The organism is Algoriphagus sp., assembly GCF_039969895.1.
GTDB lineage: Bacteria > Bacteroidota > Bacteroidia > Cytophagales > Cyclobacteriaceae > Algoriphagus.
In genome coordinates this window covers 288484-309654 of sequence record NZ_JBDVMZ010000012.1, presented here as the reverse complement: position 1 = coordinate 309654, position 21171 = coordinate 288484, and the positions used below count along the sequence as shown (strand labels likewise).

General features: G+C 39.6%; 19 protein-coding genes. 2 read left to right on the top strand and 17 right to left on the bottom strand.

What is annotated here, in order from left to right; all coding sequences use genetic code 11:
- Positions 1–172: 172 nt before the first annotated feature.
- From ABJH64_RS07525 to ABJH64_RS07445, 17 genes are all read right to left on the bottom strand, one after another.
- Positions 173–2200, bottom strand: a complete 2028-nt coding sequence (locus ABJH64_RS07525; RefSeq protein WP_348275395.1) for an LruC domain-containing protein — start codon at positions 2198–2200, stop codon at positions 173–175.
- Positions 2201–2212: 12 nt separating this feature from the next.
- The gene (locus ABJH64_RS07520; protein ID WP_348275394.1) at positions 2213–2605 is read right to left on the bottom strand and encodes a response regulator; all 393 of its coding nucleotides are present in this window, start codon (positions 2603–2605) and stop codon (positions 2213–2215) included.
- Between the two features lie 652 nt (positions 2606–3257).
- Entirely contained in the window at positions 3258–3713 is a 456-nt protein-coding gene (locus tag ABJH64_RS07515) for an effector binding domain-containing protein (RefSeq protein WP_348275393.1), read from the bottom strand.
- 287 nt (positions 3714–4000) lie between these two features.
- On the bottom strand, positions 4001–5788 hold the full coding sequence (locus tag ABJH64_RS07510) for an acyl-CoA dehydrogenase family protein (RefSeq protein WP_348275392.1): 1788 nt from the start codon (positions 5786–5788) through the stop codon (positions 4001–4003).
- A gap of 181 nt (positions 5789–5969) precedes the next feature.
- Positions 5970–7145, bottom strand: a complete 1176-nt coding sequence (locus ABJH64_RS07505) for an acetyl-CoA C-acyltransferase (protein ID WP_348275391.1) — start codon at positions 7143–7145, stop codon at positions 5970–5972.
- Between the two features lie 54 nt (positions 7146–7199).
- Positions 7200–7553, bottom strand: coding sequence for a four helix bundle protein (locus ABJH64_RS07500; protein WP_348275390.1), 354 nt, complete (start codon positions 7551–7553; stop codon positions 7200–7202).
- A 48-nt stretch (positions 7554–7601) separates the two neighbouring features.
- A complete protein-coding gene (locus ABJH64_RS07495; protein ID WP_348275389.1) occupies positions 7602–10007 on the bottom strand; it encodes a 3-hydroxyacyl-CoA dehydrogenase/enoyl-CoA hydratase family protein in 2406 nt (801 codons plus the stop codon).
- A gap of 45 nt (positions 10008–10052) precedes the next feature.
- Complete coding sequence (locus ABJH64_RS07490) at positions 10053–10523, bottom strand: MarR family transcriptional regulator (RefSeq protein WP_348275388.1); 471 nt, start codon at positions 10521–10523, stop codon at positions 10053–10055.
- 245 nt (positions 10524–10768) lie between these two features.
- Positions 10769–12517 (bottom strand): long-chain fatty acid--CoA ligase, encoded by a 1749-nt coding sequence (locus ABJH64_RS07485; protein ID WP_348275387.1) that lies wholly within the window; start codon positions 12515–12517, stop codon positions 10769–10771.
- A gap of 462 nt (positions 12518–12979) precedes the next feature.
- Positions 12980–14578 carry an Ig-like domain-containing domain gene (locus ABJH64_RS07480; RefSeq protein WP_348275386.1) on the bottom strand — a complete coding sequence of 533 codons (1599 nt, stop codon included), beginning with the start codon at positions 14576–14578 and terminating at the stop codon, positions 12980–12982.
- Positions 14579–14649: 71 nt separating this feature from the next.
- Positions 14650–15561, bottom strand: coding sequence for a class I SAM-dependent methyltransferase (locus ABJH64_RS07475; protein ID WP_348275385.1), 912 nt, complete (start codon positions 15559–15561; stop codon positions 14650–14652).
- Complete coding sequence (gene mnmG / locus ABJH64_RS07470; protein ID WP_348275384.1) at positions 15551–17416, bottom strand: tRNA uridine-5-carboxymethylaminomethyl(34) synthesis enzyme MnmG; 1866 nt, start codon at positions 17414–17416, stop codon at positions 15551–15553. Before mnmG ends, ABJH64_RS07475 begins: the two co-directional genes overlap by 11 nt.
- Positions 17417–17496: 80 nt before the next feature.
- The gene (gene ybeY, locus ABJH64_RS07465; RefSeq protein ID WP_348275383.1) at positions 17497–17922 is read right to left on the bottom strand and encodes an rRNA maturation RNase YbeY; all 426 of its coding nucleotides are present in this window, start codon (positions 17920–17922) and stop codon (positions 17497–17499) included.
- Positions 17923–17925: 3 nt separating this feature from the next.
- Positions 17926–18327 carry an ATP-binding protein gene (locus ABJH64_RS07460; protein WP_348275403.1) on the bottom strand — a complete coding sequence of 134 codons (402 nt, stop codon included), beginning with the start codon at positions 18325–18327 and terminating at the stop codon, positions 17926–17928.
- 32 nt (positions 18328–18359) lie between these two features.
- Positions 18360–19121 carry an exodeoxyribonuclease III gene (locus ABJH64_RS07455; protein WP_348275382.1) on the bottom strand — a complete coding sequence of 254 codons (762 nt, stop codon included), beginning with the start codon at positions 19119–19121 and terminating at the stop codon, positions 18360–18362.
- Positions 19122–19124: 3 nt separating this feature from the next.
- Positions 19125–19487 (bottom strand): hypothetical protein, encoded by a 363-nt coding sequence (locus tag ABJH64_RS07450; protein WP_348275381.1) that lies wholly within the window; start codon positions 19485–19487, stop codon positions 19125–19127.
- A gap of 6 nt (positions 19488–19493) precedes the next feature.
- Positions 19494–19835 carry a carboxymuconolactone decarboxylase family protein gene (locus tag ABJH64_RS07445; protein WP_348275380.1) on the bottom strand — a complete coding sequence of 114 codons (342 nt, stop codon included), beginning with the start codon at positions 19833–19835 and terminating at the stop codon, positions 19494–19496.
- Positions 19836–19916: 81 nt separating this feature from the next.
- On the opposite strand from ABJH64_RS07445, the gene ABJH64_RS07440 reads away from it, so the two are divergent.
- Both ABJH64_RS07440 and ABJH64_RS07435 read left to right on the top strand, forming a co-directional pair.
- Positions 19917–20612: a phosphoribosyltransferase family protein gene (locus ABJH64_RS07440; RefSeq protein WP_348299634.1), complete on the top strand. Its 696-nt coding sequence runs from the start codon at positions 19917–19919 to the stop codon at positions 20610–20612.
- 2 nt (positions 20613–20614) lie between these two features.
- The gene (locus ABJH64_RS07435; protein ID WP_348275378.1) at positions 20615–21148 is read left to right on the top strand and encodes a YfiT family bacillithiol transferase; all 534 of its coding nucleotides are present in this window, start codon (positions 20615–20617) and stop codon (positions 21146–21148) included.
- The last annotated feature ends 23 nt before the right edge of the window (positions 21149–21171 follow it).

Genomic DNA, 21171 nt, shown 5'->3' with positions numbered 1-21171 from the left:
ATGAAAGCGTATTCACCTATCAAACGCTTCACAAAAAATGATGAGTGCGGTGCTCCATTTGAGTTGATCTGAGAAAAATCTGCATCTTTTTCTTCGTCATTCTGCAGGATATCATTTCAAAAAAAGACCTCGACAAAAGTGCCGAGGTCATCGTTAGCGGGTGATCTAACGTTTACTTTTTATATAATTTCTGATCATTTCTATAGCCAATCTGAGGTCTGTACCAATCCATGTAAGAATAGCCCGAGCTTTTGGCCCAGTCGTCAAATCTCAAGTGTCCACTACGCACATCCATTTTTTCCTGAGGATAGTCAAAACTTTCCGGGGTGTGGATAGCCCAAGGCAAACTGGTCTTTGAGGTATAGTAGCGATTTTTGGAGACATCTGTATTGTCATTTGCTTCACCAAAATATTCCGTAGCAGCCAGATTAGTAGGTGGATAGCTCGGCAAATGTACTTCCCTGCCCCGATCCTGAGATACGATCAGGAAGGGATTGTATGGTGCAGATCCGATTTCGGAACGTGTCTTCGGGGTGGTGAGTTTGATGGTTAATTTCACCTCTACTGGCTGATGTGTAGCGTTGGAAGGATCAGTATTGACAAAAGCGTGAGCTCCGAATAGTTCGTGTACATTGTCAGTGACAATGATCACCGCCTTAGATTGATTGGCTTCAGTACCATTAGATGAGTTTTTGATCAAATTCGGACCTAGGCGCTGACCGGTGATGCTTTTGACATCTGAAGGTGCCAAGTCTGTACTGAATCCAAAACCATTGCGGAAACCTGCACCTATCGCTCTGAACTTGAAGTTGGGCTGAAGTTCCACCACCTTGTTATCACTATTATGTGTTTGCTTGATCTGATAGTCCACCACCAGATCATTGAAGTCATAATCTCCCATCTCAGGCCAGTTGTCTTCGAAAGCGAAGGATCCAAATCCCGTGGCAGAAGGATAGTAGCTATCATAAGCCTTGTCTTTATCATCCGGATATTCATCCAGGTTATCATTGATCCCATCTCCATCCCGGTCTGTTGTTCCTGGTTTATCCACCGGACTCACGTTTACCGTGCTGATGGCTTTCACAGGATTAGAGGAAACGAATAGTATCGCGTCATTGAAATCCTGATCACATTGAATAGGAATATTGTCCCTTCTGACGTCCTCAAAGCCAAGCAAGAAAAGCTTATTTTCCTCGTCCCATAGCAAGACATTATGCTGTCTTAATTTTGTGTCCGGCTCCGGGTTGAGATTTTTATCAGCAAAGACGGCATGATAATAATCTTTGACTTGATTACCATTCCAACCATTTGCCAGAAGTACCATTCCCACAGAAGTTCCAGGTTCAAACCTTCCAATTTTCACCTTATGACCAGCTTTGAGCTCGCCACCACTGCCTTTGGCAGAGAGATTTGGGAAAACAATAGTCACGGTCTTGATGTCATTCAATGAGCGCGGAGGCTGATTGGTAGGGTAAGTATAGTATCCGATGGAATTTCTCCAGCCGGCTCCTTCGTGGACGAAAGTCAGCCAAACATCAGCCAACTCGATCACGTCTAAGGTAGTTTTTTTACCGTCTGCGATATAAGTTGGGTGAAACTGAGGCACAGGCTGTGATTCCGGTAGAGAGGCATTGATGTTTTTGAGAACATCTGCAGAGATGTAGTCCAGCTTGGACTCCAGGTTAGCAGGCACACCATTTTTATCGTAGGCAGCCGCATATTGGATTTGGAAGTTGGCTTCCATTCTTGCATTTAGGAGTCGAGCAGTTTCTATGCTAGGATCAATCTCGTAAGAAATGATTTGATCAGTATTTACTGCTCCTTTAAAATCAAGTTTGATCGCCTTGTTTTGCACAGGAATCAGCAAGCGATTAGGAATACCGATGTAGTTTGCTTGCAACACCACTCGATCCAAAGCTGTAGGTAGCACTAGTTCGGATACCAATTGACCCGTACTGGAGGTAAATCCTTTAAAAAGAACTTGGTTTGTTTCTGGATGTTTTAGCTCGATTTTGATGCCCTTGTGAGCCACACCATTCTCATCAGTGAAGCTTAGATTGATCTGTCTATTCTCTGTGAGACTAAAATTGAAATCCCCATACGCTTGATTGACGGTTTCTGCTTGGGGGTTTTTGACAAAATCAGGCTCGGGTACACAAGCCATGAATAGTAAGGGAAGATAAAGTAGCGATTTTTTCATAAGAGTTAGATTTTAAGCTACTGGACGGATTTGAGATCCAAAAGAGAGCTGTGCTGGCAGTTGAGTTTGGATTCTAAGTTTCAATTCCACGGGATTGAATGGTTTGCTCAGGCAATCTTTCGCTCCCCACTGAAGAGCCTGGATTCGCTGCTCGCTTTTGTCTTGGTCAGTCAAGACAACCAAGTTTGTTTTGGATGATTGAATCTCAGCCCGTAGGATGTTCATCTCCATTATCTCTTCTTTTGTAGGAAAATCGGCCAATACTAAATCGGCTTGTTGGATTTTGAACCAAGTGATCGCTTCTTTGATCGAAGCGACGCTGTGTACCTCATATTCAGCGGAGAGGTAGTTGACGAGAAATAAGCGCATCAACTCATGGTTTTCGATTACTAAAATGGTTTTCATCAGAATAATTTTGATTACAGCTTCAAAAGTATCGCTACTCTATTTTTTTGCGCTGCAAATAAGATCAATGGAACCTAGTGGCAGATTAGCTGTACACTATTCCCGATGAATGAAATGGAGTGGGAGGAGTATTGAACTCAGCGAAAAGTATCCGTAAGGTGAATGCGCTAAAATATAAATATCCGTTTCCTGTCGAGTTGAATACAGAAAATATGATCATGGGGTACCTCTTCGTCGAGACTGATCTAAAAATTTTTTACACAAGCTTTAAGGCAGATGACACGTCTATATAGTTAAGTACCTATTCCATCGAAGAAGCATGCTTCTGCAACCTAGTGGAAGAATCTTTGGTACTTGACGAATATGGACCAACTCAGAAATCTCTGAATGATTCTACTGTTAGTTTTTATGGACATTACCTTAACCACAAAAAAACAGAGGCTTTTGACCTCTGTTTCTTTACTAGTTATTCTTCTTGCTTTCCTTTTTCGCGGCTTTGGCAGCACGCTTTTCTTTTAACGTTTTGGTAGCCGCAGACTTGTCGTTCTTTGGTTTGCCTTCTGGTTGCTTAGCCATAGTTATTGGGAGAAATGATGTAACTGAATTCTGTTAAGGTAGGGGGAATTTCTCATCACTCAAGCAGTCTAAAAAACTATTTAACAGCAATAAAAATCTCAACCTCGGAATTCTCTCCTTGCTGAGATTTGGCTCCGTACACTTCAAAATCTGCTGTATATTTTCTATTAAGTTCGCCTTCTTTAGACCAGATTTCTTCCCAAGTCTGGACGACGGCCTCCGGCAATTTTCCATGAGCTACATACTTGATGTGTTTGCCCCCATCAAATTCCTTAGCCACCAGACCTTTGGGGACTATTTCCAAACTATCCACTTGATAGCCAATCAGACAGGTATATTCTCCTCTATAGTCGGACTCGTACTCCATGTAAATCGTGAAAATATCCTCACTGACTTTTCCAGAAATTTTCCCTCCTATCTGTTCTTCAATAAACCTTCTCCATAGCACTCCCAAATCTTCAGCAGCTTTTCCTGTGGTGTTTGAGGTTCTTTTGGTAATTCCTATGATTTTAAAAGGTTCTACGATTTGCATGGTTTGATATGATGTAAAAATCTGAATTACTAAACGTCCACAAGTTAGTATAAATGCTTTCAACCACTAGTAAAAGAGATCTCTATGAACTCCTTATATGTGAATTTAGCGGCTAAAATAGCTCGTTTAAACAGTCAGGAGATTGCATCGAAATAGTTCCTAGCCTGAAGACCTGAACAAAATGTCAGCTGCACCCGCTGCGAAAACGCTGTACCCACCGAGGTTAAAATAAAGAAGCCTCCGAACTCTTGCAATTCGGAGGCTTAGGTACCTAACTTATTACAGCATTAGAATGGGTACTTTCCCTGATCGATCATGTAATCAGCGATCTGTCTTCTCAGCTCTTTGGTATTGTAAAGCTCCATTTTGGTAAAGCGCTTCAATCCCATCAGCATGACCTTCTGCTCGTCTCCTTTGGTGAAGCTTCCAATAGCTTCTTTGGCAGCGGTATTGATCTTGTCCACTGCTTCTGAAAGGTAGATCTGAGCCATTGCAATCTGGTGTTTGCAGGAGTCTTCTCCTTTCATTGAAACCAATTTTTCGGTACGAAGAATCGCAGACTCACTCGCGTAGATCTCTATCATCACATCGGCGAGATTCATCATGATTTCCTGCTCATCTTCGATTTTGTCCTGAAGGACCATGGCAGCCTTGCCACCTACCATAAGGAAGACTTTCTTCAGCTTTTTAAGCACTTCTTTTTCTGCTGCGAAAAGCTCAGATGTATCAATCGTCTCAAAGGAAGGCACAGAAGTAAGTTCTTTGGAAACGGCCATCGCCGGATCGAAGATGTTGATTTCTCCCTTCATCGCACGCTTGAGTAGCATTCCTACCATCAGCATACGGTTGATTTCGTTAGTCCCCTCATAAATCCTGGAAATTCTGGCATCACGATACGCGCGCTCCATGGGTGCATCGGCAGAGTAGCCCATACCGCCATAAATCTGCACTCCCTGATCGACCACATAATCCAGCACTTCTGAGCACTGCACTTTTGCGATAGCGCACTCAATCGCGAATGCTTCCACTCCTTTCAATTTGGCCTCGGAAGGATCCATTCCTTCAGCTTCGAGCGCATTGATTTTGTTCTCAATATCTTGTCCAGCTCGGTAGCAAAGCGCTTCCGCAACGTAAGATTTGGCAGCCATTTCGGCTAGTTTGGATTTGATCGCTCCAAAAGAATTGATGCTTACTCCAAATTGCTTGCGCTCTGTGGAATACTTTATAGCATTGGTCGTCACTGTGCGAACGCCCCCAAGAACTCCAGCGCCAAGCTTTACTCTTCCTATGTTCAGGATATTTACGGCAATTTTAAATCCATTCTGACGATCGGAAAGCATATTTTCCAATGGCACTGGGCAGTCGTTGAAAAAGACCTGACGAGTAGATGATCCTTTGATTCCCATCTTTTTCTCTTCCTCATTCATCGTGATTCCGCCAAAAGACTTCTCTACGATAAAACAAGTCAAGTTTTTATCATCTTCGATTTTGGCAAAAACGATAAAAAGATCTGCAAAACCAGCATTAGAAATCCACATTTTCTGTCCATTGAGATGGTAAGTTTTTCCATCTTCGGAAAGAGTAGCTTTGGTTTTTCCACTATTCGCATCCGAGCCAGCATCTGGCTCAGTCAGGCAATAACATGCCGCCCATTCGCCGGTAGCGAGTTTTGGAAGGTATTTTTTCTTTTGCTCTTCAGATCCATAGTATAAAATTGGAAGAGTACCAATGCCTGTGTGCGCTCCATAGGTGGTAGAGAAAGAACCTGCAGCACCGATGATATCGGCAATCAGCATGGAAGTATTGAAACTCATCCCCATTCCTCCGTATTCCTCAGGAACGGTAATTCCCAGAAGACCAAGATCTCCGGCTTTTTTGAAAATAGAAGGCACCAGATCGGGATCCTTCATGCTATCGATCTCCTGAGCTCGTGGTGTGATCTCAGTATCTATGAAGTCCTGACAGGCCTGAGCCATCATTCGTTGTTCTTCTGTAAATTCTGCTGGAATAAAGATGTCTTGTGCATCAGTCTCCTTGATGAGGAATTCTCCTCCTTGGGTTGATTTTGTAGCCATGTTATAGACGTTAGATTATAGATGCTAGACAAAAGACTTAGCTCGATTGAGCATCGAACTTAAGAATCACTGCGTTCAACATTTTTTGTACTTGTGTATGATTGATGAATTGGTACAATCCTAATGAAAAGACTACCGCAAGATTCTATTGTCTTAAGTCTAGCGCCTTAGGTCTTTATACTTATTTTAATAATTCATATACTCCCGCCACTCCCTGGCCACCACCTACGCAGGCTGTGACTAGACCGTATTTCTTATTTTGGCGGCGCAGCTCGTTGAAAATCTGAATGGAAAGCTTAGCTCCAGTACATCCCAGCGGGTGACCAAGTGCGACTGCTCCACCATTGACATTCACGATATCAGGATTCATATCCAAGGCTTTCATGACAGATAGACCTTGAGCAGCAAATGCTTCATTCAATTCGATCAAATCAATGTCATTCAACGTAAGTCCAGCTTGCTTCAGCGCTTTTGGAACAGCTTCTTTCGGCCCGATTCCCATAATTCTCGGATCTACGCCAGCTACACTGTAGGACATCATTCTAGCGACAGGCTCCAGATTCAGTTCTTTCACCAGGCGTTCAGACATCACCACTACGAATGCGGCGCCGTCAGAAGTTTGAGAGGAATTACCAGCTGTGACCTGGCCTCCATTTTTGAAAGCTGGCTTTAAGCCTGCTAAAGCTTCCATCGTAGTGCCTGGTCTTGGACCTTCGTCGGTATCGACTATATACTTCCGAGTTTTCTTTTTGCCTTTTTCATCCAAGTAAGTCTCTTCCACTTCTACTGGCACTATCTCATCTTTAAATTTGCCGGCAGTTATTGCCGCAATAGCTTTTTCGTGAGATTTGACAGAAAAAGCATCAGATTCTTCTCGGGTGATCTCGTATTCCTTCGCTAATTCCTCAGCTGTTAATCCCATGCTGAGGTAGTAAGAAGGGTGCTCAGTGGCGATCTTATAGTTCAAAACTGTCTTGTAACCCATCATCGGAACAAGTGACATGGACTCTGTACCACCAGCGATGATGCAGTCGGCCATTCCTGCTTTGACTTTTCCCACTGCCAAGGCAATCGCTTCGATACCAGAACCGCAGTAACGGTTCACGATAAAGCCTGGATTTTCTATGCCCAATGCTAGTAGGGAAATCATTCTTCCCATCTGCATGCCTTGCTCCGCTTCCGGAACTGCATTGCCCACGATCAGGTCATCCACCATTTTAGCTTCCAAACCTGGTGTATTTGCAACTAGATGCTTGATCACATCGGCCGCGAGATCATCCGGTCGATAAAATCTGAAGCCTCCTTTTTTGGCCTTTCCTACCGCTGATCTATATCCGTTTACTATATATGCTTCCATTTATTTGTTGTTTTATTAGTTATTTGGGATTAAAAAGAGTCAAGAATCTAGAGGTTAAGAAGTTAGTGTTGATTTAAAGCCAATTATCATTCTTTGAATTTCAGAAATATCAGCTTCTAATTCCTGAGCAAGTTCATTTGAAATAAGGCTTACTCTTTCTGCAATTATCATTTGAGTTTCCAATTCGAAACTTTCTCGTAAACTGATTTCAAGAGAGTTAGAAAATGATTTTGAAGAAGATTTGGCTGTTCCTTCAGCACCATTCGAGGGGATTGAAACTCCCGCTCGTCTCATCTGTGAAGTCATTCCAAACTTTTCTGACGCTGGAAAGGCTGAAGTAATAGGATAGATTTTAACTGCCAGCTCTACTGACTTTTGCCAAACTTTTAAATTCTTGAAATTATGCATGACAATCAATTTGGTTGAATCTTGATTCTTGCTACTTAACTCTTGGTACTAGTTCCTAAGTGGTTTTCCTTTAAATAAGATACTGTGGATTCTTTCAAGCGTTTTCTTTTCGCCAGTTAAGCTCAAGAATGCTTCACGCTCCAAGTCCAGTAAGTATCGTTCAGAAACTTCAGTCGGTTGAGATAAATCCCCTCCAGACATTACCCAAGCTAGTTTTCTGGCAATCTTCGCATCATGCTCAGAGATATATGCTCCGTATTGCATGCCTGTCACTCCTGCATCAAATAATGCCAGCGATTCCTTACCCAATACTTTGATATTAGTTTGCTCTATAGGCTGAGTATAGCCTGCATCATGCATAGCAAGAACTTTAGATTTGGCATCAGCCAACTGACGTTTTCTATTCAGCGTAATACCGTCTGATTTTCTCAAATAACCTAGATTCCTAGCTTCTTCTGCAGAGGTGGAAACTTTAGCCATGGCGATATTTAAGAAATATTCCTGTAGCTGATTCAATTCCACATCGCCAGAGTTAATGGCATTAGAGAATCTCAATGTCATCTCTTTGGTACCACCTCCGGCAGGAATCAATCCCACGCCAACTTCTACCAATCCCATGTACAATTCCGCATGCGCCTGCACGTGATCAGAGTGAAGAGATAGCTCACATCCACCGCCCAAAGCCATATTATGCGGAGCCACTACCACAGGAACTGAAGAAAAACGAGCACGCATCATCGTATTCTGGAACTGCGCAATCATCATATTGATCTCGTCATAATCCTGATCACCGGCAAACATAAATAACATAGCTAGATTGGCTCCTGCAGAGAAATTTGCTCCTTCATTTCCGATAACCAATCCTTTATGTGACTTCTCAGCCATCCCTATGGCCGTATTGATTCCTTCGATTACTTCCTGACCCATGGAATTCATTTTGGTATGAAATTCCAGTCCGATCACGTCATCGCCCATATCATAGACTGTGGCTCCCGGATTATTCCAGATTTTCTTTCCAGCAGATTTCAGGGTATCCAAAATGATGAAATCATTCATTCCCGGCACCTCTAAGTAGGATTTACTTGGAATGTCGTAGTAATGCTTTTTGCCATTTTCTACCTTATAGAAAGACTCATTGCCTCCTTCCAGCATTTCATAGACCCACGCTGCTGGCTTTTCTCCGGCAGCTTCCATTTTAGCTACTGTTTCCTTCACACCGAGTAAATCCCAGTTTTCGAATGGACCTAGCTCCCAGCCGAAACCAGCGGATACAGCCTGATCTATTCTGTACAATTCATCTGAAATCTCAGGGATACGGTTAGAGCAATACCTAAACAAATCATAGAAAGTAGCGCGGTAGAATTCTCCGGCTTTATCCTCAAAATTCACCAAGAATTTGATTCTTTTTTTCAAATCTTCTATTTCCTTGGCCGCTTCCAGCGCTTTAAACTTTGGTTTTTCTACATCCTTGTATTCGAACGTTTTGAAATCCAACTCTTTCAGCTCTTTGGTACCATCTTTATGACGGATCATTTTGAAATAACCTTGACCTGTTTTATCACCAAACCACTTATTGTTGTAAAGAACTTCTACAATCTTAGGTAGCTTGAATTTCTCTCTGGATTCATCGTTTGGCAACGCTTTGTAAAGGTTATTTGCCACATTCACGGTAGTATCTAGCCCCACCACATCCATAGTTCTGAACGTGGCAGACTTTGCTCTACCGATCAATGTACCCGTCAATTTATCAACTTCTGATACTCCTAAGCCCATTTTCTCAATGGTATGCATAGCTGATATTATCGCATACACACCAATTCTATTGGCTATAAATGCTGGCGTATCCTTACATAGAACTGTTTCTTTACCGAGAAATTTATCACCATATTCCATCAAGAAATCTACGATTTCAGGCTTGGTTTTTGGACCGGGAATAATCTCCAAAAGGCGTAAATACCTAGGAGGATTGAAAAAGTGAGTACCCACAAAATTCTCCTGAAAGTCCTCAGATCTTCCTTCACACATCATGTGCATGGGAATTCCCGAGGTATTCGAAGTGATCAGCGTGCCAGGTTTTCGGAATTTTTCTACCTTTTCAAACAACGATTGCTTGATATCCAGACGCTCTACAATCACCTCGATCACCCAATCGTACTCTTTGATTTTCGGAAGGTCATCATCAAAATTACCGGTAGTAATTCTTGAAGCGAATGCTTTGTCATAAATAGCAGAAGGATTAGACTTCAACGTACTCTGCAAGGCATCATTCACGATTCGGTTTCTCACTCCAGGGTTTTCCTTAGTCAGTCCCTTTTTTTGTTCTTGCTCGGTGAGTTCAAAAGGTACAATATCCAGTAAAAGTACCTGTACGCCAATATTGGCAAAGTGGCAGGCTATTCTGGATCCCATAACTCCCGAACCTAAAACGGCAACTTTTTTAATAGTTCTATTCATAATTTTGGGCTTTTGTTCTTTATAAACGTTGTGGCGAATATTGGTTTATAGTTCAAATATTGGTTTGTTAATATCTACTCCCTTATCAGTCTGGACTTGATCGATTACTAATTGAATCTTTTCAAAAACGCTGAAAAAATTAGCTAGATCTTCTTCACTGACCATTTCACGAACTTGCTCATTGAATTCTCGAATGGTATTGACAGAGATTGCTTTTTTTCGCTTGCCTTCCTCGGTGAGATAAATACGCACAGAGCGCTTATCTATCAAATCTGGCTTTTTGAAAATCAAACCCTTTTCCTCCATGGTCTTCAGCATTCGAGTAAGGCTTCTCGTTTCCAACCCTATCTGGGGAGCAATTTTAGTAGCTGGAGTACCTTCTTTTGAGTTGATATTGATCAACACAAAACCTATCGCTGTAGTGAAATCTTCTGCAGCCGCTTGCTGATTGTACATCCTGGAGATCGCATGCCAGGCACTTTTAATATGATAATCAACTGTCTCTTCTCTCTTCATCTCTGCAGAATGCTTCAATTATTATGATTACCAAGATAGGAAAAATATTGTATGCATGCATACTATATCGCAAAAAAGTTATGCATGCATCACAAATTTGAACCTAGGGAATGCCTGAATTAAAAGCAATTAGTAACAAATAGCAGCTGAAGTACCAGTAATTGAATAAATTTCCGTGGATAAAAAATTGAGTAGAATTAACAAATTGAAAATAGGAAACAGGAATTGAACAGCTAGAGATGAGATCAATCCTGGTAGAGTTGTTCTATATAGTTTTCGTATTTCTGATAAATCACCTTGCGCTTCAATTTCATCGTGGGAGTCAATTCTCCAGTTTCAATTCCCCATGATTCTGACAGAAGTTTAAATCGTTTGATTTGCTCCCACTTCGCAAAATACTTGTTTAATTGTTCTACTTCTCGATCATATTTTTCTACCACCTCAGATTTTTTGACCATTTCTGAATCAGTCGTATAAGGAATTTCCTTATGCTTACAATATTCCCTTAATCCTTCGAAATTCGGTACTATAAGCGCAGAAGGGTAATTCTTATTCTCACCTATCACCACCAACTGATCAATGAGTGTAGATTCTTTGAATTTATTTTCCATCAACTGAGGTGCTATGTATTTGCCTCCGGAGGTTTTGAACATTTCTTTTTTCCTATCGGTAATTTTTAAAAACTCTCCATCTACCTCGCCAATGTCTCCGGTATGAAACCAGCCATTTTTAATAGCCTCTGCAGTCATTTCAGGTTGCCGGTAGTAACCTTGCATTACATTAGGTCCTTGGACGAGTATCTCGCCGTCCTCAGCGATTTTTACTTTCACATCGTTCACTATTTTTCCTACCCATCCAATTCTCATTTCTTTATTTGTACAAATGGAGGCCGAAACGACCGGAGAAGTCTCCGTGAGTCCATATCCTTCACAGACCTTGATCCCAGCTGCCCAAAAGACGCGTGCTAATCTAGGCTGTAAAGCTGATGCTCCAGAATTGATCTGCATCACTTCTCCGCCTAGTGCTTCACGCCATTTGCTAAAAATGAGTTTATTGGCAAGATTCAATTGAATGTTATACCAGGTACCCATTTTCTTTTTAGGATCATACTGCAACCCAAGATTAAGCGCCCAGAAGAAAAGACTTTTCTTAATTCCTTTCAGCTCAAATCCCTTCGCAACAATCTTATCATAGACTTTTTCCAAGAGACGTGGGACGGTATTGAAAGCATGCGGCTTTATTTCCTTCATATTTTCCCCTAACGTCTCTAAGCTTTCGGCATAGTAAATGGAAAAACCCAAATACATAAAACAGAAAGCCCCTGTCCGCTCATAAATATGGCATAAGGGAAGGAAACTAAGTACCCTGGAATTACCGACTTCAGGAGTCATTAATTCTGCAATTGCCATCACATTCGACAAAACATTGGTGTGGGTGAGCATGACGCCTTTTGGCCTGCCTGTAGTTCCTGACGTATAAATAATCGTGAAAAGATCACTTGGATTTACTAGCTCCTTTGCTTTTTCTAAGCGTAAAATATCTTCGTTCACACCTATAGCCAGAAAGTCCTCCCAAAAAATAGCTCCTTCCAAATTTTCAAAACTATAAATCAAGCGATCTCCAGCAGCCTCTTTGGCTTTTGCATAAATCTCCCCATCTCCTACGAAGATCATTTTGACATCAGCATGCTCAAAAATGTACTCATAATCTGCCGCGGTAATAGTCGGATACATAGGAATCGAAATAGCACCGATCTGCTGTAAGGCCAAATCAACAAAATTCCACTCAGGGCAATTAGTAGAGATAATTGCAATTTTATCTCCTGGTAAGACTCCAGTTTTCAGAAAAGCCAAACTCAAATTGTCTATTATTTCTTTTACATCCCTTGAAGAAAAGGATTTCCAACTTCCATTTTCCTTTTTCGAGAGCGCTATGACCTTGTCATAGGTTGCGATCTGATAAGGAATCAAATCAAAAAGTCTGGTTGGCTTCATATTTTTTTATTTTGGGTATCTATAATATTACCAAAATATGGAGCCAATACAAAGAGTTATCCACGCTCTCTTTTTATATTAATTGTAAAATAGATTTTTAAAAAAATTCCTTGTTAAGGTTATTAGGAGTGTGGATTTGTGGAAAATGAGTCATTTTTATCTTCTCCACTTAATACAATCTATCTCTTCTCACTTTTCCACGGATTATCCTCTTTTTGTCCACATGTAAGTCTTTGGAAATGAAGTAATGTTTTTAATTTCTCTGTTTTTGTGGATTAGAGTACGTGTATTTGGTGTGGGGAAAATGGCTGTGGATAGTGTGATTAGCTTGGGTGGATAACTGTTGGCTTTTCCCCAAATCTTTGCCTTGGAGAAAATGTGTGATTAAGGCTGGTTCATAAGTAGTGAGTTATTGATAGGTATTCCACGCTTGTCCACAGCTGGAATGTGACTTATCCACCATTAATTTGTCCTGTCAATCTTGCCGGTTTTAGGTGTAGAATCTATCACTAGATCTTCAATAGTCCAGCCCCCTCTGATGGTAATAGTTTTATTTCCTGATTCTGAATCGATATAATTAAACGTTCTTTCAGCATATCTTTTCTCTTCAAAATTAGCAGGATCCCATCTTCTGTTACCATTGCTGTCTTCGATCACTCTGATTTCATACTTGCCTGCTTCGATCAAGTTGAAGGTAAATTTGTTTCCAGTAGCTAAGTAGGTATCTCTTTTTATTTCTCCTTTACTATCTAAGAGCTCTACAATGAATGGACCTTCCGATCCTTGAATCGTTCCTGAGATGGCGTCAGCTAAGGTTTCCCTTTTCAGCTTTTTATAATTCGCAGACAATTCTACTTCATTATATTGGCCTTCTATATCCATAAAAGTCGAATCTGCAGCCTTAACGGTGTATAATTCAAAAGGAATGGAATCTGGAATGCTTAGATTTATCTGTAGTATGTCCCTTCTCAATGAGTCCTTGAAACTCATCATTTCAGGCGTAATTGCGATGACAGCGGCCGTGTCATAGGTTAAATAAAGCGAGTCGTAATTTATCTCAACTATGGGTTTATTGAAGGTTAATTCTATGTCAAGTTGTTGATGGAAGCTTTTGCCAGAATTTGGGCTTACTGTAAGCTTTTCAGGCCTTCTTTCTGATTCTTCAAATTTCGCATAGATCAAAGAATCTGTTCTAAATCCTACTGAATCTGTTAGGCTTAGGTCTATAGCCAAACTATCTGAGGAAATTTTATTAGAATATAAATTGATTCTTTTGTCTCCTACTGAATAGAAAATCTCTTCACCCAGTTTATCGTTCTCGAGTTTTATTTCTACAGGAGTTTTATTTAGCACTAGGGTGTAGCCTGTCCCTTGGGGTGATGATCTAAGTAGTTTTATGGGTGTTTGATCACCCTTTGCCAGATTAAATTGGATTCTTTCTATAGGTTGGTTTATATCAATCGTGTCCTTGATGAAATCGAAAGCTTCAGATTTGAATTCAGCTTTAAGACTATTGTTATCATCCTTCCAGGCGTAAGCAAGGTACTTACCAGCTTTAATGTTAGTAATGTTGAATTTGCCCAAGGAATCCACCTGTGTCAAATAGTAAGGGGGAGCTATGAATACGTTTGTAGTATCATCTATAGGATATAGTCCTACAATCGCGTCCTCAAGTTGATCATTTCTACCTGGAAAATAGGAATTGACAGTTCCAGAAAACGTTAAGCTATCAATATTCTCGCCTGTGGAGAACACTAATTTTAGATTTTCTGTGGGATTCCCTTCTGAGAGATCTTGAATTGATTTTTGGAAGTTAAACACGTAGGTAGTGCTATCCTCTAGTTCTTGATTAAGCTTTATTACTAGCGTGTTTTTGATAGCGGTGAAAATCACTTCATCCTTATTAATTCTTGGAGTGATTAGAATATTCTTGTTTGCATTTTCAAGCTTTATGTATTCATCAAAAGTCAAGATAATTTCCTTTGGTCTGGTATTTAAGCTTTGATCAGCAGGATTCATATCTAGCACTTTAGGAGGATCTAAATCTACGGGTCCACCCATGGGAGTGCTTTGCTTTGCACACGAGCTAGCTAATAGGCATATCAGTACAGCAATGATTAGATTAATGTGTTTCACTTTTTTTTGAAAATGAATAAGTTACTAGAATAGTTTCCTGCTCTTTTGGCTGCTTCTTGATTTGATTTTTTTCCAGCCACTATAGCCTTCCAGTATTTTTTCACTAATGATTGGTTAGGATCTGCGTAGCCTTCGGAAAGTAAGGAGACATAATAGCTATCAAAATACATGGGAAGTTCTTGAACTAGTTGCAAATCAAAAATATCTCCAATCTGTTCGATTGATTTAGCATTAAAATGATATAAATGTCTCGGTACATCCCATCCTGCCCAAAATTCGCCATATTTTACAGCATCATAGCTTTCAGGATTTGGCACAGCTATAATTATATAACCATCTGATTTTAAGTGATTTATAATTAATTTTAGTGTTTTTCTTAATGAATGAATGTGCTCTAATACGTGATAGAGTGTTATAATATCAAAAGAAGCAGTTTTTGGAAGCTTATCAATTGTGGCATGTATTTTACCTTCTAATTTTGAATTGGCAAGAGATCTAGCTTTCTCATTTGGTTCTATTCCAGTTACCTTCCATCCACTATCAGAAGCTTTGCTGAGCAGTTCTGCTGTGCCACAGCCATAATCCAAGAACTTTCCCTTTTGAGGTTTTAAGCTAGTCAAAAATTTTACTTTCTGATTGATGGTATATTTTCGAACACTTTGATAGATAAACTGTGTCAGGTTTGTGGCCTTGTCATCGTGTGAGAAATATTCTGGAAAATCATAATATTTCCCTATAGATTCTGCTGAAGGTCTGGGGTTAGTAAATTTCAGTCCACAATTAGTGCAGTTGCAGATGCTGAATTTTTCTTGGCTTACAGCTAGGTCTTTAATTTCTTGTCCAGTAAGAAAAAGGCCACTTTTACAAAGGGGACATTTAGTTAGCTTTTCTAGTATTTTATCTTCCAAGGTAAACGGTGATTATAGATAAGTCAGCTGGTGTCACTCCACTTATTCTTGAAGCCTGGCCCATTGTTTCTGGCCTTATTTTAGAGAGTTTCTGTTTTCCTTCAGATGAAAGTGCGGGTATGGCTTTATAGTCAAAATTTGTGGGGATTTTGAAGTTTTCCATACTGCTTAATTTTTCTACCATCTGCTGTTCCTTCTCCAGGTAGGTATTGTATTTGATTTGAATTTCTGCCTGATCTAATACCTCCTTAGAATACTTAGAAAGATAGCTTTCAATTTCAGTGTTAAATGTTTTGATTTGGTCTAGACCTATTTGTGGTCTTTTCAAAAGTCTTTCTGCTGAAATTTTTTCTGTAATTCTAGCTGTTCCTGCGTCTTCCAAACCATTGTTTATGCTTTCTGGCGAGAACTTCTTATGTTTTAGATCATTTATCAGTTTGGCTGTTTGCTCTTTTTTAAAGTTTGCTTTCTCTAAGCGCTCTTCAGAAGCTAAGCCGATATCATATCCTTTTTGAGTTAATCTTAGATCTGCATTGTCTTGCCGAAGTAGTAGTCTGAATTCAGCTCGAGATGTAAACATTCTATAAGGCTCTTCTGTACCTTTATTTATAAGATCATCTATTAAGACACCTATATAGGCATCAGATCTATTGAGTAAGAAAGGATCCTTTTCTTGAACTTTTAAGCTAGCATTGATTCCTGCCACTAGACCTTGAGATGCTGCTTCTTCGTACCCAGTTGTGCCGTTTATTTGTCCGGCGAAATACAAGTTTGGAATTAGCTGAGTCTCTAGGGTTAGTTTTAATTGAGTTGGAGGGAAGTAGTCATATTCAATTGCATATCCAGGTCTGAACATTTTTGCATTCTCAAATCCTTCAATTTTTCTCAAAGCTTTAAACTGTATATCTTCTGGAAGTGAAGTCGAAAATCCGTTGATATACATTTCTACTGTACCCCATCCTTCAGGTTCTACAAATATTTGATGTCTATCTCTTTCAGCAAAACGATTAATTTTATCCTCAATAGAAGGGCAATAACGTGGTCCTAGGCCTTGAATTCTTCCATTGAACATGGGGGATCTATCAAAACCTTCTTCCAAAGTCGAATGAACGTCTTTATTTGTGTAGGTAATCCAGCATGTTCGCTGCTCTTTTAAAGAACTTGTTGAATCGGAATAACTGAATTTTTCCGGTTTCTCATCTCCATGTTGAACTTCCATTTTGGAGTAATCCAGACTTCTACCATCTACTCTTGGTGGGGTTCCTGTTTTCATTCTCCCAGCTTCGAAGCCTAATTCCACCAATTGCTCTGTTATACCTCGTGCTGCTGCTTCTCCTGTTCTACCTCCTCCAAATTGTTTTTCTCCAATATGGATGAGTCCATTTAAGAAGGTGCCGTTCGTTAGCACGACGCTCTTTGAATGTATTTCTATACCTATACCGGTACGGACTCCTTTCATTTGACCATTTTTCATCACTAAGCCAGTGATCATTTCTTGCCAGAAATCCACATTAGGATTTTGTTCCAATGCCAGCCTCCATTCTTCAGCGAATTTCATGCGATCATTCTGTGATCTAGGTGACCACATAGCAGGACCTTTTGATCTATTTAGCATTCGGAATTGAATCATTGATTTGTCAGAAATTATTCCTGACATACCTCCAAGCGCATCTATTTCCCTAATTATTTGCCCTTTTGCCACACCGCCCATTGCCGGATTGCAGGACATTTGAGCTATTGTATTCATATTCATAGTGCACAGCAGGACTTTTGAGCCCATTTGAGCCGCTGCATTTGCAGCTTCACATCCGGCATGCCCTGCTCCTACTACTATCACGTCATATACTGGAAACATTTTATATTTTTTTATTAGTGTTCCACGTGAAACAGATTTGAATTTGTCACTTGGAAAAAATTCTGTTTCACGTGGAACGTTTAACTATTTTCAAATAAACTTATGGCAAATTCTTCTTTCCTTCTCATCACTTCAGCTTCCTTCTTGGTTTTGTCTTTATACCCAAGCAGGTGAAAAAGGCCATGACTGATCACACGATTTAGCTCTTGTTCTTTTTGGGTATTATGATTGTTTGCATTATCCAGTACCCTTTCTATACTTACAAATATGTCCCCTTCTATATGACCTTGCTCTTCTGAATTGTCAAATGTGATGATATCAGTATAAGTGTCATGCGCTAAGTATTCCATATTTATTTTATGTAAATACTCATCCGAACAGAAAATATAATTCAAGTCGTTGATTACGTGATTTTCTTCTTCTGCTAGCTTCTTTAGCCATTCTTTTCTTTTTCGCTTTTCCTTTAAGGAAAAAGATACTTCTTCAACAAAGAAATTAATAGGCATAGCTCAATTCATGTAGAAGGATAGAATTGTTTTGGTACCATTCTCCTCGAATTTCACATCATCTGAGAGATGCTTTATCAGGAAAATACCTCTTCCTCCTATTTTTTCTATGTTTTCTGGTGCAGTGGGATCCTTTAACGCATTGTGATCAAATCCTTCTCCCTCATCCTGAATAGTGAATAACAGCAGTTCGTCTTCTAGTGTCAATTCTAAATGGACAAGTTTATTTTTGTCACCTTGGTTTCCATGTAATATCGCATTACTGATACATTCTGTTACTGATATCATAATATTTCCGTAGATATCGTCATTGATTTCGAAGTTTTCACGAGCGTTGTCGATGAAACTCTCAATTACTTTTATATTCTCAATTAGAGAAGGAATAGAAATTTTTATGGTTTTCATCATAATGTTTTCAATGAATAGTATCTACTGTTTTATTCTATTTCTATCAGAATGGGACAATGATCTGAATGTTTGGCGTCAGCTAAAATATGCGCACTTTTGATCCTCTCTTCGATAGACGTAGTTGCCATGTGATAGTCAATCCGCCATCCCAAATTTTTTGCTCGGGAATTTGCTCTATAACTCCACCAAGTATAATTGTCTGGTTGATCATTGAATTTGCGGAAGGTATCTACAAATCCTGATTCCGTGAATTTATCCATCCACGCTCTTTCTTCAGGTAAGAATCCTGAAGTATTCTTATTTGATTTTGGATTATGAATGTCAATGGCTTTATGACAAATATTGTAATCTCCGCTTACTATGAAATTTGGGTTTGTCATTCTTAGATCTTGAACATAACCATAGATATCGTCTAAGAATTCATATTTGAAAGTCTGTCTAATATCGCCGGTAGTTCCAGAAGGAAAATAGGCTGTTAGAAATGAGAAGTTTTCGAAATCAGCCTGAAGTATCCTTCCTTCATCGTCATATTTGGAAAGTTCCATTCCGTATTTTACTGATTTTGGCTTTATTTTAGTCAAAATAGCTACACCACTATATCCCTTTTTCAATGCTGGATACCAATAAATTTCATATCCAAGATCTTCAAATATAGTAGCATCTATCTGATCCAAATTGGCTTTAACCTCCTGTAAACCAATTATATCTGGCTCTACTTGTTTTAGCCAATCTATAAAACCTCTATTCATAGCAGCACGAATGCCATTTACATTATAGGATACTATTTTCACAAGCTATTCTATTACTATTTCGTATTCTTTTTCAAAATATTCTAATACTTGGATTTTTAAGAGTTTCTCCTGATCTAACAGATCAAAATGAGGTAATTCTTTTATTAATTTCCAATGAGGCCACCCATCTTGATCTACGTAGTCAAGCTGGTAAAATCCATCGTAGCTCAAAACTTTGCAAACAGCGATATGCATTAAATCTTGCTTTTGCTCTTTGCTAAATATCTTATTGCCTTGGCCAAGTTCCTGAACACCTATAAGAAAGAGTACGCCATTTAGGTCCGCAGGTTTTTTACCTATGGTATCCTTCAGTCCTTCTAGTAATTTTGACCAACGTTTTTCTAAGTCTAGATCCCGTTTGAACATTTTAAACTATTGATTTTCAAGTGTTTCCCAGTATTCAGCTGCTCTTCTAAGATGAGGAATGACAATAGTTCCGCCTATTAAGGTAGCAATCGAAAATACTTCAAATACTTGCTCCTTGGTCAAACCTACCTCAAAGCATTTGCCTAGATGATACTTTACGCAGTCATCACACCTCAACACCATAGAGCAGGCCAATCCCATCATTTCCTTGGATTTGACATCAATGGTTCCTTCTGCGTAAGCATTCGTATCAAGATTAAATATACGTTTGATTACTTTATTGTCTTCAGCCAAAATCTTGTCGTTCATTTGACTACGGTACGCGTTGAATTCTTCTATGAGATTCATTAACTTAACTGTTTAGGAAAGAATTAAATAGCAAATATACCACTATTTGCCCTCGGCAGATAGTAACAAGCCTATTTCGCAATGCGTTTATTTTTATTGAAAGATTTTCTGGATTTGGTATTTCCTCGCAATTGTCTCTTGTGTGGCAGGACGCTTTATGATCATGAGCTGAACCTATGTTTAATCTGTCGAGGTACACTTCCTGTGACCAGTTACCACTTAAGGCCTGTAGATAATGATTTAACTGATAAGGTGAAAGGCTTGAGCTCGGTTGGTATGGTCATGGCTTACTTGAAATTCACCAAAGGTGGAGATAGTCAAAAACTTCTGCATGAGTTGAAATATAGGAATAAACCTAAGCTAGCTTTCGAATTAGGCTCTTTATATGGAAAGATGTTGGTGCAACAGGATTATGCTAAAAACTGGGATTTTATCGTTCCAGTGCCGCTTCACCCAGTGAAAGAAAAACGAAGAGGTTATAATCAAAGTGAACATTTCGGTTTGGGCCTTAGCGAAGCATTAAATGTGAGATTATCTAATGCCTTGATTCGATGTAAATTCACCGAGACTCAAACTCAAAAATCGCGTCTTCAGCGGATGGACAACATGGAAGAAGTATTTCAGATATCTCCTTATGCGCAAGTAAATACTAAGTCTTTTCTTCTAGTCGATGATGTGATGACTACGGGTGCCACCCTGTGTGCTTGCGCAAATGTACTTTTGGCGAATGGGGCAAAAAATGTAGATTTGGTTACCATAGCAGCCGGAGGATACTAAATATGATTGATATAGAATTTTTAAAATACCCGATAGGTAAATTCGAAAAACCTGAAAACATTTCAGAAAATCACCTTAACGAAGCCATAGAATACCTTGGCTATTTTCCTTCTTATTTAGAAGAAACTACCAAGAGCTTCTCCGAGGAGCAATGGAACACCCCCTATCGTCCTGGTGGTTGGACTATCAAACAAGTAATCCATCATCTTTCCGATAGCCACATGAATGCTTTGATGCGTGTCAAATGGGCACTTACAGAGGACAATCCTACGATCAAGCCTTATGATGAAGCGGCTTGGGCTGAGTTGGTAGATTATACCTTACCTGTTTCTGATTCTATTTCACTTATCCGCTTGATTCATGCCAAATGGTATGTAATCCTTAATTCCATGACTTTTGTAGAGTTTCAAAAATCATATTTCCATCCAGCTTCCCAAGCTACGGTTCCGCTTGCTGAGGTCACACTCATGTATCAATGGCATTCCAAGCATCATTTGGCACATATTCAGCATTTGATTATCCGTGAAAAATGGTAATTGGAAAAGTTTTATTTTGAAAA

Excerpts from the sequence above, each read along its gene's own strand:
- ABJH64_RS07525 (WP_348275395.1), bottom strand. The coding sequence starts at position 2,200 with ATGAAAAAATCGCTACTTTATCTTCCCTTACTATTCATGGCTTGTGTA.
- ABJH64_RS07520 (WP_348275394.1), bottom strand. The coding sequence starts at position 2,605 with ATGAAAACCATTTTAGTAATCGAAAACCATGAGTTGATGCGCTTATTT.
- ABJH64_RS07515 (WP_348275393.1), bottom strand. The coding sequence starts at position 3,713 with ATGCAAATCGTAGAACCTTTTAAAATCATAGGAATTACCAAAAGAACC.
- ABJH64_RS07510 (WP_348275392.1), bottom strand. The coding sequence starts at position 5,788 with ATGGCTACAAAATCAACCCAAGGAGGAGAATTCCTCATCAAGGAGACT.
- ABJH64_RS07505 (WP_348275391.1), bottom strand. The coding sequence starts at position 7,145 with ATGGAAGCATATATAGTAAACGGATATAGATCAGCGGTAGGAAAGGCC.
- ABJH64_RS07500 (WP_348275390.1), bottom strand. The coding sequence starts at position 7,553 with ATGCATAATTTCAAGAATTTAAAAGTTTGGCAAAAGTCAGTAGAGCTG.
- ABJH64_RS07495 (WP_348275389.1), bottom strand. The coding sequence starts at position 10,007 with ATGAATAGAACTATTAAAAAAGTTGCCGTTTTAGGTTCGGGAGTTATG.
- ABJH64_RS07490 (WP_348275388.1), bottom strand. The coding sequence starts at position 10,523 with ATGAAGAGAGAAGAGACAGTTGATTATCATATTAAAAGTGCCTGGCAT.
- ABJH64_RS07485 (WP_348275387.1), bottom strand. The coding sequence starts at position 12,517 with ATGAAGCCAACCAGACTTTTTGATTTGATTCCTTATCAGATCGCAACC.
- ABJH64_RS07480 (WP_348275386.1), bottom strand. The coding sequence starts at position 14,578 with ATGGGTGGACCCGTAGATTTAGATCCTCCTAAAGTGCTAGATATGAAT.
- mnmG (WP_348275384.1), bottom strand. The coding sequence starts at position 17,416 with ATGTTTCCAGTATATGACGTGATAGTAGTAGGAGCAGGGCATGCCGGA.
- ybeY (WP_348275383.1), bottom strand. The coding sequence starts at position 17,922 with ATGCCTATTAATTTCTTTGTTGAAGAAGTATCTTTTTCCTTAAAGGAA.
- ABJH64_RS07460 (WP_348275403.1), bottom strand. The coding sequence starts at position 18,327 with ATGAAAACCATAAAAATTTCTATTCCTTCTCTAATTGAGAATATAAAA.
- ABJH64_RS07450 (WP_348275381.1), bottom strand. The coding sequence starts at position 19,487 with ATGTTCAAACGGGATCTAGACTTAGAAAAACGTTGGTCAAAATTACTA.
- ABJH64_RS07445 (WP_348275380.1), bottom strand. The coding sequence starts at position 19,835 with ATGAATCTCATAGAAGAATTCAACGCGTACCGTAGTCAAATGAACGAC.
- ABJH64_RS07440 (WP_348299634.1), top strand. The coding sequence starts at position 19,917 with ATGCGTTTATTTTTATTGAAAGATTTTCTGGATTTGGTATTTCCTCGC.
- ABJH64_RS07435 (WP_348275378.1), top strand. The coding sequence starts at position 20,615 with ATGATTGATATAGAATTTTTAAAATACCCGATAGGTAAATTCGAAAAA.